The following is a 14,073-nucleotide window of genomic DNA, read 5'->3' on the forward strand; positions in this document are numbered from 1 at the left end:
TGCCCGGCATGCGAGCGGATCTGCTGATCCAAAACATTCATATCTACAACAGTTATTTTAAATCATTCATTCAGGGAAACGCGGCTGTCGCGGACGGCAGGTTTTTGTACATCGGCCCCCGCGGAGCGGAAGACCTTGAAAGCGATGAGGTGATGGACGGGAGCGGACGCTATCTGATTCCGGGACTGATTGACATTCATCTTCATATCGAAAGCACGATGGTGACGCCCCGGACGTTCTCTTACGGGCTCCTCCCGAACGGCGTCACGACCATTGTGCCCGAGCCCCATGAGATGGCCAATGTATTCGGGATGGACGGCGTGAAGCAGATGATCCGGGCGAGTGAAGGCTGTATGGTCGATATGTTCTATGCCGTCCCCAGCTCGGTTCCTGCAACTTCGCTGGAAACGTCGGGAGGCTCTCTGGACATTCCCGAATTGGACGAGCTGCTGCAATCGGAGAACATCATTTGCTTGGGCGAAATCATGAACTACGTCGATGTCGTGACCGCTCCCGACAGCAAGACGAATCGGATTCTGAAGCATGTCCGCAGCCATTATCCCGATTTGATCATTGAGGGGCACTGCCCGAGGCTGCTGGATCTGGATTTGCAGCGCGTCATTTATGCCGGAGTCGATTCGGACCATACGCATCAGACCGTGGAAGGGTTGAAAGCGCGTATCGGCGCAGGGATGTTTATCGAAATTCAGGAAAAATCGATGAGCGAAGAGGTGATGGACTTTTTGATTGCCAACGACGTCTCGGAGCATTTTTGCTTTGTAACCGACGACGTCATGGCCGATTCCCTTCAGCGGCGGGGCCATTTGAACCATCTGGTGCGCAAAGCGATCTGTATGGGCATGAGCCCCGAGCGGGCCATTTACGCGAGTACATTCACCCCGTCCAGGAGGATGCGGCTTCACGATCGGGGGGCGATCGCCCCAGGGAAGATCGCAGATTTCCTGGTCGTATCCGATATCCGGGAGTTCGCCATTGATCAGGTGTACAAGAACGGGCGGCTAGCGTTCGATGTTAACGATGATTACCGGCAGCAGGAGTTTCCGCCGGCATTCCCGGCCCATTATTACGAAAGCGTCAAACTTCCTCTGCTGACCGAAGCCGATTTCGCGATCCGCACGGAGGAGGCCGACGGCCGGTATGCCTGCCGGGTGATGATGGTCAATAAAGATTCGACGTTCACCCGGGAGCACCGCGGGGAGGTGGACATCCGGGGCGGGGAGCTCCTATGGCAGGAAAGCCCCTATGGCCTGATCGCTACCTTCGAGCGCTACGGCAAGACTGGCAATCGGGCGTACGGTTTGATCGGCGGAGATACGATCCAGCGCGGCGCGGTGGCGACGACTTACTCCCACGATAACCACAACCTGCTTGTCGTCGGTCATCATCCGCAGGACATGATGCTGGCGGCCAATGAGGTGATCCGTTGCCACGGAGGCTTCTGTGTAGTGGAGGACGGCCGTGTGCTGGCCCATCTCCGGCTGTCCGTCGGCGGCATCTTGACCGAGGCCCCGCTGGAGCAGGTGGCTAAGGAAGTGGAGCGGCTGTGCCAAGCGATGGAATCGCTCGGATACCGCCATTATAATCCGATTATGTCGATCAGCACGCACTCGCTGCCTGTCAGCCCGCATTTGAAAATAACCGACCGGGGTTTGATCGATGTAAACGCGGGAAAGATCGTATCATTGATAACAGGAAAATAAGGAATTGACAAAAAAACGGATCAATTTTATAATTTAAATTATTCCAATTGAATTAATATGATTTGACCGGTACGCCGGAAAATCCATTCTCGCTGCGAGAATGGATTTTTTTATTCTTATGAGAAGATAGGAGGATGTAAAATATGAGTCGAATTGCAGGTCCTAGGTTTGGAGTATGGACACCGGTTTATGGAACATGGGGGGCTACGACGCATCCGGAGGACCCCTTTGACGCTTCCTGGGAAAGAGCTAAACGGCTGGTGCTGTCCGCCGAAAAGCTCGGCTACGATTCAACGCTTATAGCCCAGCATATCGTCAATCCGTACGGGCATGAATTTGATATTTTGGAGACCTGGACCGCAGCCGCCGGTCTGGCCTCATTAACCTCAAGCATTGAAATTATCGCCGCGATAAAGCCGACGCTCTTCCACCCGGTGGTGCTCGCCAAGCAAGCTCTCGGCATCGAGGAGATCAGCGGCGGACGGTTCTCGATCAATGTGGTCAATGCCTGGTACAAACCGGAGCTGCTCCAATCGGGCATTCCTTTTGCCGAACATGACGAGCGTTATATTTACGGAACCGAATGGCTCACGATTGTCCGTTCGCTGCTGTCCGGGGAGAAAACCAGCTTTGAGGGCAAGTACTTCCACGTGGATGGAATTGAATTGAACCCGAAACCGAAAACAAGGCAGCGTCCTGCCATTTATGTGGGTGGAGAGTCGGAGCCGGCGAGAGATTTGGCTGCGGGTCTGGGCGACGTCTGGTTTATTAACGGGCAGCCGCTTGAGAATGTCGAGAGGCTCATCCGTTCCGTTGCCGGGCGGAAACGGGAAGGCGTCCCCGTCCGCTTTGGGCTGTCCGCTTTTGTCATTGCGCGTGAGACGGAGGAGGAAGCGCAGGCCGAGCTGGCTAAAGCCTGGGAATATGCCAAGGCCGACCAGCCTCTGAATGAACAGCTTTTCGGACATGCAGACCAGAAAGCAGTCATGTTTCAAACGATTGCCAAGTATCCGGCTATAGGTACGAACGGGGGCACGGCAGCGGGGCTGGTCGGTTCATATGACCAGGTAGCCGAGCGGATCGCAGCGTTTCACGAGATTGGCGTCGAACTGTTTATGCTGCAGTTCCAACCGCTTGAATCCGAGCTGGAACGCTTTGCGAGGGAGGTTTTCCCGCGTGTTCGCAGCTTGAACCCGGTCGCGCTTTAATCTGAATGGGAATGTACAACAAATAAAAATCCTTGAAGCGGCCTTGGTCCTGAATTTTTTTGGACTAAGGCCGTTTCATTTTGCCCGTAATGTTATTGTCAAAGCCTTTTTGGCGGGGATTTTTTTGTAATAAAAATATATTGATATCAGTTCAAAAATGTAGTAAAACTACATTATACTGAAAGAGAGGACTGCAGGTATGGCTACTTTTCAGCATCGCGTCAAAGCCATTGAAAAGGAGATGACCAATTCCGAGAAAAAGATTTACAGCATTTTGTCCCAAACGGAGAAGCCTTTTCTGCTTTCCATGAATGAGCTGTCCAAATTGAGCGAAGTCAGCGAGCCCAGCGTAGTCCGGTTTTACCGAAGACTCGGGTATGCCAGTTATCAAGAGCTCAAGGTGGCGCTGGTTCAGGAAAATGCAAACGATAACGCGGCCGGCAGCATTTATGAAGAGATCGATTTATCGGATTCCGCCGATCAAATTTTTCATAAAATTATCGATCAAACCATGGTCGCTCTGCATACAACCAAGGAATTGATTAACTATGAAGCCGTTGAGCGTGCAGGCGCCATGATGGCCGCGGCCAAACGTCTTTTCTTTTTCGGACAAGGGGTTTCGGGGATTATGGCCAGCGATGCGGCTCACAAATTTCTCAGGCTTGGGGAGACGGTGATGCCGATTATCGACCTTCATATGGAAGCCATTGCGGCCTCCCATATGAACGAGGGCGATGTCATTGTCGCCATATCGCACTCCGGCGAAAGCGAAGGGCTGCTCAAGGTGCTCCAATTGGCTAAAGAAAAACAAGCCCGCATTATCGTCATTACGGGCTTCAGCAAGTCGTCGATCGCCCAGATCGCAGACGAGTTGCTGGTCACCAGTGCGAATGAGACCAACTACCGGCCGGACGCCATGGTAAGCCGAATCGTGCAAATGACGATTATCGATTGCCTTTACGTGATTACGGTGCTGCATAAAGGAAATCATGCGATTGAAGCCGTGAACCTTTCCCGCCTTGCGGTGGCCAAATTAAAAACATAATGGAGGGTGCAACATGAAGATACTTACTTTTGGAGACGCGATGATCAGCGGCAAGCAGTTTACGGAGGCCGCACGCTTATTGGGGGACCATGAAATCGTTACGACGGATTGGGAAACCGATTGGGGACGGCTGCAGAACAGACGGCTTGTCATCGAGCAGCAGGGGCCGGCGGTGGAGGAAGTTCCCGCGGTGTTTCGAGAGAACAAGGACGCCGATATGGTGCTCGGTTTGTTCGGACCCTTCTCTGCCGACGGGATGGATGCCTTTGATCATTTAAAGCTGATCGGCGTGGCAAGGGCGGGAACGGAGAACGTCGATGTGAAAGCGGCTACGCAGCGCGGGATTATCGTCGTCCATGTCATGGGCAGAAATGCACAGGCCGTTTCGGATTTTACCATAGGCTTGATGCTGAGCGAGTCGAGAAACATCGCCCGTGCGCATCTGTCGATCAAGAATGGGGAATGGCGGAAGGTGTTCAGCAACTCGGATTACATTCCGGAGCTGAAAGGCAAAAAAATCGGTATCGTCGGCTTCGGTTATATCGGACGCCTGGTGGCAAAGAAGCTGGCCGGATTCGATGTTCAAATCCTGGTGTATGATCCATACGTCAAAGCGGAATCCGTCGATATGCCGGGCGTGACTTTGGTCGGGAAGGAAACGCTGTTTGCCGAATCCGATTTTATCTCCATCCACGCGAGATTGACCGAGGAAAACCATCATTTCGTCAGCCATGCGGAGCTGTCCATGATGAAGCCTACGGCCTATCTGATCAATTGCGCCCGGTCCGGGCTGATCGATACGGAGGCGTTGGTTCAAGCGCTGTCCGAGAAGAAGATTGCCGGCGCCGGACTCGATGTGTTCGATATCGAACCGATTCCTGCGGATCATCCGCTGCTTGCGCTCGATAACGTAACGCTGACCACGCATATTGCCGGAACGACTTCGGACGCTTTGACTCAATCGCCTTATTTGCTGGCAGAAGAAGTGAAAAAGGTGCTTGACGGGGAGAAAGCCAACTGGATCAAAAACCCCGAGGTTCTGGAGCATCCCAAAGTGAAGGAATGGCTTACCCTACTGAAATCATAAACGTATGGTGATCATGAAACCGGGAGCAGACGAGGTCATGACCCTTTTTGTCCGCTCTCCGGTGTATGCAGATGATTATCATCATCGGTTCACCTTGCAGCCATCGCTTCCGGCAATACCTGCACGTTGAACTATAGCATAAGCGGAGGAGACCCGTATGACCCATCACATGACCGACGGTCCATTGGTGCTCGTCCTGGATATCGGAACAACCGGCGGGCGCGTCATTCTTATAGACCAGGCCGGGGAAATCCTTGGTATGGCCTATCGTGAATATCAGAGTGTGTTTCATGCTCCGACCGTGATTGACCATGATCCTGCGACCTGGCTGCTGGCGATCGAGCAGGGGATTGCCGAATTGCGGCAAACGGCCGCGCAGCTATGGAACAAGGTTCGGGCTATCTCCATTGCCACGCAGCGGGCGACGATCGTTCCGGTTGACGAGAACGGCATCCCTTTGGCTCATGCGATTCTGTGGCAGGATAAGCGTCCGATCGAGGAAAGCAAACAAATTGAAGAACGCTTGGGACAAAAGATGATTTATGAGCGGACGGGACTCAAGATCGATCCGTACTTTTCACTGCCCAAAATCATGTGGTTCCGGAATCATAAACCGGAGATATACGCCCGGACGGCCTGCTTCCTAACGGTCCACGATTATCTTGTCCACGCCTTGACCGGCGAATTTAAGACCGACTGGACCCAGGCGTCCCGCACGATGCTGTTCAATATTCACGAGTTCGCCTGGGATCGGACCATTGCCGAGGCGATGAATGTGGATCTTCACAAGATGCCGGAAGCTTATCCGACGGGTACCATTGCCGGCAATGTAACGAACGCGGCGGCGGACCGGTTCGGCCTAAAGGCGGGAACGCCGGTTGTAATGGCAGGCGGGGATCAGCAGTGCGCGGCGGTCGGGCTTGGCGCGATCCGTCCCGGCATCGTGAAAGTAACGACAGGCACCGGATCTTTTGTCGTCGCCCCGACAGCCCGGCCGATTCGCAGCGCCGATCAGAAGGTCGTGTGCAGCGCCTCCGCGGTTTTGGGCCAGTGGGTCATTGAAGCGGGCATCTTTACGACCGGCTCCACCTATCGCTGGCTGAGGGATTTCCTTGGGACGGACGGATCTTACGATGCCCTGAATCAGCAGGCGGAGATGTCCGCCCCCGGGGCGAACGGTCTGTTTCATATTCCGCATTATGCAGGCAGCGCCGCGCCATATTGGAATGCCAACGCCTCGGGAATTTTGTTCAATTTGTCGCTGGGGACCAAGAAGAGCGATGTCGTTCGCGCCTATCTGGAGGGCATCTGCTTTGAAATTCAAAAAAATCTGAATGTGATCGATTCCCTGCTTTCGCAGGATCAGAAGGCGGACCATATCCGGCTCACGGCGGTTCATGTCAGCGGGGGGTTGGCCCGGTTGGACTTATTCAATCAAATTCAGGCGGATATTTACGGTCTGGTCGTCATTCCCGACCAAACGGAGCAGGCGACCTCCCTCGGAGCTGCCATGATCGCCTTCACCGCATTGGGCCTGTTTCCCGACTTGAACGAGGCGCATAAAAAGATGGGCAGGCTCGATCTGCAAAGGATGAAAACGGCGAACCGCGAGATGAAAGACATCTACCGGGAAATGGCCGAGCTTCATCATGCCATCTACGAGACTTTGAATAAAGAGCGAATTTATGAACGGGCAAGACGCGTGACGGAAAAGCTGAATGCTTTGCATAAACGGGAATAAACGAAAAAAGCCCCGAACGCCCCCGGGGCTTTTCCGCTTTGCGAAAAAGTGTGTTATAATAGGGGCTAATTATGACGTGAGGGGACTGCTATGGACTTTATAAGCACACGAGGCAAAGTGGAAAAAACGGGTTTTATCCGAACCTTTTTGATGGGGCTTGGAGATGACGGGGGGCTCATGCTTCCGACGGATATTCCGGCCGTTCCGCAAGAAGTGTTCAAACAATGGGAGCAATTAAGCTATCGGGACCTGATGCTCGAAATTTTCTCCTATTTCACCAACGGTGAGATTCCGCGGGAAGATCTGAAGCAATTAATTGACGAAAGCTACTCGGGCTTCCGCAGCCCTGAAGTGACGCCGGTGAAACAAATTCACGATTCGCTGTATGTGCTTGAGCTGTTTCACGGACCGACGTTCGCATTCAAGGATATCGCCCTGCAATTTATGGGCAACCTGTATTCGTACGTCTCCCGCAAGGAGAACGAAATCATTAACATTCTGGGGGCAACATCCGGGGATACGGGGGCTGCCGCCATTCAAGGGGTCAGGGGGAAAGAAGGCATCCGCATCTGCATTCTGCATCCGCATCAAAAGGTAAGCAAGGTGCAGGAGCTGCAAATGACCACGGTCGACGACGAGAACGTCCTGAACTTATCGGTTCATGGCAATTTCGACGATTGTCAGCGGATCATTAAAGAGCTGTTCGCCGATGTGGAGTATAAAAACAAATATCATCTGCGGGCGATCAATTCGATTAATTTCGTTCGCATATTGGCGCAGACGGTATATTATTTTTACGCCTATTTCCAAATTTCCAGGAGGACCCAAGCGGAGAAAATCAGCTTTAGCGTTCCTACCGGTAATTTCGGCAATATTTTCTCGGCCTATCTGGCGAAGCGGATGGGACTTCCGATTCACCGCCTCGTGCTGGCTACCAACGAGAACAATATTTTGGAGCGTTTTGTAAAAGAGGGCGTGTATCGTCCGGGAGATTTCCGGGTTACTCATAGCCCGTCTATGGATATTCAGATTGCAAGCAATTTCGAGCGATATTTGTATTACCTGCTGGATCAAAATCAGGAGAAGGTTACGTCTCTCATGCAGCAGTTCCAGTCGGAAGGCCAAATCGTCATCGACCCGCAGCTGCTGAAGAAAGTACAGTCGGACTTCTCGGCTCACGGGGTGAAGAACGAGGAATGCCTGCAAATCATCAGCAAATATTCCGGGGAATACGACTATTTGGCCGATCCGCATACGGCCTGCGGCATCGCGGCTTACGAGGCCTGCTGCGACAAGGATGAGGTGTGCGTAACGCTGGCTACCGCTCACCCGGCCAAGTTTAACGAATCCATTCAGCTTTGCGATATCTCCCAGAAGTTCCCTGCCGAAATTCAAGCGCTTTTCGACAAGCCCCAGCATATGACTGTGGTTGAAAACTCGAAGCAGGAAGTAGCCGAACAACTGAAACGTTTCTTTTAATATCTGATCAAACCACCGTCCGGGAAGTTCCGGGCGGTTTTATTTTGTTTTGAGTCACGAGTCGGGATAAATCATCGGCCGATCAAAAAAATAGTTGTAAAAAATTCTGCAACTGGTTATTATGGCATTAAGAGCAGTGTACACTACTGTAGTAGTAACTATTGTTGGAATTAGAAATGAGGGAGAGGGATGGAGGATCTGCTGCAAAAGATTCAATCGACGGGATTGACCCAGTACGAGGCCAAGGTGTACCTGACGCTGGTTTCCCGCGGACCTTCGAATGCCTATCAGGTAAGCAAAGCCTCGGGTGTGCCGCGGGCACGCGTGTATGAAGTATTGGACGGCTTGGTGCAGCATGGACTGGTGATGAAGGAAGACGTGGACGGAGGAGCCCATTATTCCTCCTTGCCGGTCGAGGTTTTCCTGGAGTCGATGAAAACGAAATGGGAAGCGACCTACAGCCGTTTGGAAACCGAATTGAAGCTTCTTGAAAAACAAAGCCCCGAACCGGAAGTCTATGTGACGACGATTAAAGGAGAGGACAACATCTTATCCTTTTGCCGCGTTCTTATCCGGCGTGCGGAGAAGCGAATTCTGCTGTCTTTGTGGGAGCCCATGTATCGGAGGCTTAAGGAGGATCTGGAGGCCAAGCGGGATCAATGTCTGCTGAGCGGGCTTCTGTTCCAGGTAAAGGACCCGTTGCCGGGCCTGGAGGTTCACCGTAAAACCCATTACGTGGAGCATGTGGACCATCCGTGGTTTATTCTGTCCATAGATGGCAAGGAGCTGTTCTATGGCCATTCTCCTGAACAGAGCGGCGGCGCCTTCTATACCGACGACCCGGTTCATATTTACCTGCTGGAGGATTATATTTGGCACGATGTGCTGGTCAACCGGTTGGTCACGGAAGATAAGCGGGAAGAAATGGATCAATGGATCACTCCGGCAAGGAAGCGCTTTTTCGGGGAACAATGAATCGGCGCCCTGACCTGATCACATGTGCTCTTGAAGCAAATCAAATGAGAGAGGATAGATGACCATGAGAACCGTTCATGTTGATCAAATTCGTGATTCTATCGCCGTTTTGTGCTGGGAAGCCTGTTATTATCTGCCTGATGATATCCTTGCAGGCTTTCATAGGGCCAGTGAAAGCGAGAAATCGCCCCTGGGCAAAAGTATTTTGGATCAGTTGATTGAAAACGCTCAATTGGCTGCTGAAGAAAATCGGCCTTATTGTCATGATACGGGACTTACGGTGGTTTTTGCCGAAGTGGGCCAGGATGTTCATATTCAAGGCGGCAGCTTCACCGACGCGATTCATGAGGGCATTCGCAAAGGATACAAAGAAGGGTATCTGCGTAATTCCATTGTAGGCGATCCGCTGCTGCGCAATAACACGAACGATAACACACCCGGCGTGATTCATACCAAGATTGTGCCCGGGGATAAAATCCAATTCACCGTTCTTCCGAAAGGAGGCGGAAGCGAGAACATGAGCGCCATGAAGTTTTTGCTTCCCGGAGACGGCGTCGCCGGCGTGAAGAAGTTCGTCCTGGATACGATCCAGGCCGCGGGAGGAAGGGCATGCCCGCCATTGGTCGTAGGTGTAGGTATTGGCGGAAGCTTCGATAAGGTCACTGAAATCGCGAAGGAAGCCGTTTTGCGGGAAGTGGGGGTTTATCATCATGAGCCCCATATCGCTCAGCTGGAGAAAGAGCTGCTGGAGGATATCAACAAGACGGGCATCGGACCTCAAGGACTGGGAGGCACGAGTACGGCTCTATGGGTTGCCGTGGAAACCTACGGCTGTCATATTACCGCTCTTCCGGTGGCCGTGAATCTTCAATGTCATGCTGCGCGCAAAAAAACGTGTATCATCTAAACTAGATCGGGAAGGTGATTGGTTATGGCAAAAGTTCGTCTGGAAACTCCTCTGACCCGAGAGGCGGTAATCCAGCTTAAAGCGGGCGACGAAGTGCTCCTCAATGGAACGATTTATGTGGCCCGGGATGCGGCACATAAGAGGCTGTTGGAATTGCTGGCTCAACACCGCGATTTTCCGGTCGATTTAAAAAATGAAATTGTATTTTATGCCGGCCCCACCCCTCCGAAGCCGGGACAAATTATAGGATCGATTGCGCCGACGACAGCGTCGCGTATGGATCCTTATACACCCGCAATGTATAAGTACGGAGTCAAAGGCACCATCGGGAAAGGGCCGCGGAGCAAGGAAGTCAAGGAGGCCTGCATAAAGGAACAAGCCGTATGCTTCTCGGCGATCGGCGGTTTATCCGCGCTGTTGGCGCAGAGAGTCAAATCGGCTGAAATTATCGCTTACGAAGATCTGGGGCCGGAAGCCATCCGTAAGCTGACGGTAGAGGATTTTCCGGTACTGGTGGTGTACGATGCACATGGAGGAGACCTGTACGAGCAGGAGATAGCCAAATATAGAACGCTCGATTCTTGATGGACAAACAAGCTGATGCCTGTACAAACAGACAATCAGCTTGTTTGATTTATGCATTAAGAGGCCGCGACTGGGGCTTCTTCCTTACGCTAAACACAAATAAAGTCGCTACAATGCACAGGAGTCCGGCAAAGATAAAGGAAAGCGTATAGCTATGGTATTGCTCGTAAATGTATCCTCCTAAGTAAGCGGCTGCGCCGGAACCTAACTGATGTGCGGCGAACAGCCAGCCATAGATGACAATGCCGCGCTCTTTGCCGAAATGATCCGCAGCCAAACGGACGGTAGGAGGAACGGTGGCGATCCAATCCAGACCGTAAAATACAGCGAAAACCATAAAAAGAACATACGATTTCAGGTCAAAAAGATAGGGCAGCAAAAGCAGGGACAAGCCTCTCAATCCATAAAACCAAAACAGAAGCCAGCGGTTGTCAAACCGGTCGGACAGCCATCCGGAAAAGATCGTTCCGATAATATTAAAAATACCCATGAAAGCAAACAGACCGGCAGCCTGAACCTCCGGAATACCGTGATGGGAGGATGCGGGTATGAAATGAGTGCCGATGAGACCTGTCGATGATGCGCCGCAAATAAAAAAGCTTGCTGCCAGCAGCCAAAAGGGCACGGAGCGAACCCCGGCCCATAAACCTTCAAAAGCCGCAGAAACGGGGTCTTTCTTCCTTGTATCCGATGGCATTGGCGGTTTGTCATCCGCTGCTCCATAGGGCAGAAGCCCTTTATCCGAAGGACGCTCCCTCATCCAAAATGCGATAAGCGGAATCATCAAAATCCCTAAACCAAGAAATAGGGATAAAGCGATACGCCAGGAATAGGCTTGAATCAGATAGGAGAGCAGAGGAAGAAACACCATTTGCCCCGCGGCCGTACTTGCCATCAGCAGCCCCAGCACCATCCCCCTCTTTTGCTCGAACCAGCGGTTGGCCACGGTTGCCGAAAGGACGGTGAGAAATACACCGGAGCCCAGGCTTATAATGATCCCCCATATCAGGTGAAGCTGCCAGATGTGCGTCATGACAAGGCTTGCAGCAATACTGGAAACCAAAAGGATCATGCCGTACACCATCATCTTGCGGACGCCGAACCGTTCCATTCCTGCCGCAATAAAGGGACCGGAGAATCCGTATAACGTCAAATTGACCGCAAAAGCGAGAGAAATGGCTGAACGGCTCCATTCGAATTCTTGTTCCAACGGAATGATTAGCACTCCTGTAGTGGAACGGATTCCTGCCACAATCAGTATGGTAATAAAGGTGATCGATACGATAATCCATCCATAATGCATAGAAAACCCTCCCCGAAGCATTGGTTTTAGTTCGACTTCCGAATGGCGAATGGTTCGATAGGCTTGGAGAGCGGTTTTATCGATTCGTGAAAAACCCGTCGTCCGTTGGCTGGTTCGCAGCTCTTTTCCATGATTGTACAATATTTGGATAAAATAAAATATAGTAATTACTCCGTATTTTTATAAAACCGTTCTTTAATGCGAGCGCCCCGCCGTTCGGATACACGCAGTATCCAAACGGCGGGGCGGACCGGATGAGGCTGATACGGGAATGGTTAAACCGGCTTAAACCGGCAGTCTCCAACGATTATATAAAATAAGGCAGAACCAATCCTCCGTAAGCGAAGGCGCCGATAATGACTAGGGCGGGATGAATTTTGCGCCGTTCCATCGCCCAATAAGCAATGGCGGCAATCGCAAGGGATTGCCACAGGCCGAGCGATTGCCAACTGGTGGATGCCATTTGCCAGGTGAGGATGACCATCATGACGGCAATCACGGGTTGGACAAGCAGCGTCATTCCTTTGACGACCGGCGATTGGCGATGCTTGTTCAGTATTCTCAGCATCAGAATGAGCGCGGCCGCTGTGGGAACCACGGTTGCGGCTAAAGCAATCGTCATGCCGAGCCACCCGACGGTGTCATAGCCGACAAATGCGGCGATTTTCGTGGCGATCGGACCGGGCAAAGCGTTGCCTAGAGCCAAAATATTGGAAAACTGCGCATCCGTCGCCCAATGATGGCGAACGACGATTTCCTGATACATCAGCGGAATGGAAGCGGGGCCGCCGCCGTATCCGAGTACGTTGGCTAGGAAAAAGCCGATGAAGAGATTTATCCACTCCATGTCGTGTAGTCCTCTTTTCTGGTTTTCTTCTTGTTAAACCATGCCGTCGTTTTGAAATGAAAAGCGCCATACCCCAGAAAGGCAATGACAACGAAAGCCGGATGAATATCGATGATTTGCAAAAGTGCAAAACAGACGAGAAATAAAGCGAAGCCGACAGGCTTGCCGAGACCTTTGACGGCGCGTTCGGCAAATTCGTAAGCCATGACCCCCAGCATAACCGCGATCACCGGCGTCACGGCTGCAATCATTCCCTGCACGATCGGGGAGGCGCTCAGCAGTTGGGCGGCCGAAAGCAAAGCGATCATGGCCACAGCGGAAGGCATGATGTGAGCCAGGACGGAGATGATCGCACCGGAAACGCCTTTTTGCCGGTAGCCAAGATAGGCGGCGATTTTGGTGGCGATCGGCCCCGGCAGCGCATTGGCCAAAGCGAGAATCTCGCCAAACTCGTCATCCTCCATCCAGCGGTAACGGGTTACCGCTTCGTAGCGGATTAACGGAATCACCGAAGGTCCTCCGCCAAAGCCCAGAATCCCTGTCCTGCCCATAGCCCATACCAGATCCATATAAGGACGTACTCCATTTGATTTGGTCATCTTCTTATAACCTCATTCCCATGCGGCTTTTGTACCGCGTAATCAGAACCTGGCAGTCGACGCTCATGATGCCGGGCAGCTTATAGAGCTTTTCCTTCAAAAACGTCTCCATCTCCAGATTGTTCGTAAACAAACCGTGCATGTGAAGCTTGCTCGGTCCGGTCATGTGATAAAGGCTTGTGACGACCGGCTCCGACGCCAACTGCTCGGCAACATCTTGCAGATGCTTCGGTTCGACCTCCACGTTGAAAAAAGCGGATACGTGGATGCCGATTTTCTCGGGATTAATGACGGCCGTAAACCGTTCGATGACGCCGGACTCCATCAGGGCATTAATGCGGGCTTGAACAGCTACACGGGACAATCCGATTTCTTTGGCCAAATCGGTGTAAGAAATTCTTCCGTTTTGATGGAGAGCGGCAATGATTTTACGGTCGATTTCATCGATGGGAACCGGAGGAATTTCACCGGAGGTTCTGGAATGCACAGAGACCGACTCCTTGTTATAAGAATTATAAATTACGAAAAGAAAGTTATTATTTCGATTTCATTACCATATGGATAAATATATATTCA

The 14,073-nt window shown here is 52.0% G+C and carries 13 protein-coding genes; 9 read left to right on the top strand and 4 right to left on the bottom strand.

Annotated features, from left to right (window positions below; translation table 11 throughout):
• Window positions 1–8: 8 nt before the first annotated feature.
• The 9 genes from NR121_RS12790 to NR121_RS12830 all read left to right on the top strand — a co-directional run bounded on the left by NR121_RS12790 (window position 9) and on the right by NR121_RS12830 (window position 10,748).
• Window positions 9–1,721 (top strand): adenine deaminase, encoded by a 1,713-nt coding sequence (locus tag NR121_RS12790; protein ID WP_062406317.1) that lies wholly within the window; start codon window positions 9–11, stop codon window positions 1,719–1,721.
• Window positions 1,722–1,864: 143 nt separating this feature from the next.
• Window positions 1,865–2,929, top strand: coding sequence for an LLM class flavin-dependent oxidoreductase (locus tag NR121_RS12795; RefSeq protein WP_074728080.1), 1,065 nt, complete (start codon window positions 1,865–1,867; stop codon window positions 2,927–2,929).
• A gap of 199 nt (window positions 2,930–3,128) precedes the next feature.
• Entirely contained in the window at window positions 3,129–3,974 is an 846-nt protein-coding gene (locus NR121_RS12800; RefSeq protein WP_062406321.1) for a MurR/RpiR family transcriptional regulator, read from the top strand.
• A gap of 13 nt (window positions 3,975–3,987) precedes the next feature.
• On the top strand, window positions 3,988–5,061 hold the full coding sequence (locus NR121_RS12805; protein WP_054817577.1) for a 2-hydroxyacid dehydrogenase: 1,074 nt from the start codon (window positions 3,988–3,990) through the stop codon (window positions 5,059–5,061).
• Between the two features lie 157 nt (window positions 5,062–5,218).
• A complete protein-coding gene (locus NR121_RS12810; RefSeq protein ID WP_137670642.1) occupies window positions 5,219–6,802 on the top strand; it encodes an FGGY-family carbohydrate kinase in 1,584 nt (527 codons plus the stop codon).
• A 90-nt stretch (window positions 6,803–6,892) separates the two neighbouring features.
• A complete protein-coding gene (gene thrC, locus NR121_RS12815; protein ID WP_054817579.1) occupies window positions 6,893–8,281 on the top strand; it encodes a threonine synthase in 1,389 nt (462 codons plus the stop codon).
• Between the two features lie 189 nt (window positions 8,282–8,470).
• Window positions 8,471–9,256: a TrmB family transcriptional regulator gene (locus NR121_RS12820; protein WP_062406326.1), complete on the top strand. Its 786-nt coding sequence runs from the start codon at window positions 8,471–8,473 to the stop codon at window positions 9,254–9,256.
• 64 nt (window positions 9,257–9,320) lie between these two features.
• Complete coding sequence (locus NR121_RS12825) at window positions 9,321–10,163, top strand: fumarate hydratase (RefSeq protein WP_062406328.1); 843 nt, start codon at window positions 9,321–9,323, stop codon at window positions 10,161–10,163.
• Between the two features lie 24 nt (window positions 10,164–10,187).
• The gene (locus NR121_RS12830) at window positions 10,188–10,748 is read left to right on the top strand and encodes a Fe-S-containing hydro-lyase (protein WP_062406330.1); all 561 of its coding nucleotides are present in this window, start codon (window positions 10,188–10,190) and stop codon (window positions 10,746–10,748) included.
• Window positions 10,749–10,797: 49 nt separating this feature from the next.
• Here the strand turns inward: NR121_RS12830 and NR121_RS12835 are convergent, their stop codons facing one another.
• The 4 genes from NR121_RS12835 to chrS all read right to left on the bottom strand — a co-directional run bounded on the left by NR121_RS12835 (window position 10,798) and on the right by chrS (window position 13,984).
• Window positions 10,798–12,051, bottom strand: coding sequence for an MFS transporter (locus NR121_RS12835; RefSeq protein WP_256831292.1), 1,254 nt, complete (start codon window positions 12,049–12,051; stop codon window positions 10,798–10,800).
• Window positions 12,052–12,358: 307 nt separating this feature from the next.
• Entirely contained in the window at window positions 12,359–12,898 is a 540-nt protein-coding gene (gene chrA, locus NR121_RS12840) for a chromate efflux transporter ChrA (protein ID WP_054817581.1), read from the bottom strand.
• Window positions 12,886–13,497: a chromate efflux transporter ChrB gene (chrB, locus tag NR121_RS12845; protein ID WP_082660583.1), complete on the bottom strand. Its 612-nt coding sequence runs from the start codon at window positions 13,495–13,497 to the stop codon at window positions 12,886–12,888. The genes chrA and chrB overlap by 13 nt, the downstream gene beginning before the upstream one ends.
• Window positions 13,498–13,501: 4 nt before the next feature.
• On the bottom strand, window positions 13,502–13,984 hold the full coding sequence (gene chrS / locus NR121_RS12850) for a chromate efflux transcriptional regulator ChrS (RefSeq protein WP_062406338.1): 483 nt from the start codon (window positions 13,982–13,984) through the stop codon (window positions 13,502–13,504).
• Window positions 13,985–14,073: the final 89 nt, after the last annotated feature.

Source organism: Paenibacillus sp. Pae15 (assembly GCF_024519685.1).
Lineage (GTDB): Bacteria > Bacillota > Bacilli > Paenibacillales > NBRC-103111 > Paenibacillus_G > Paenibacillus_G naphthalenovorans.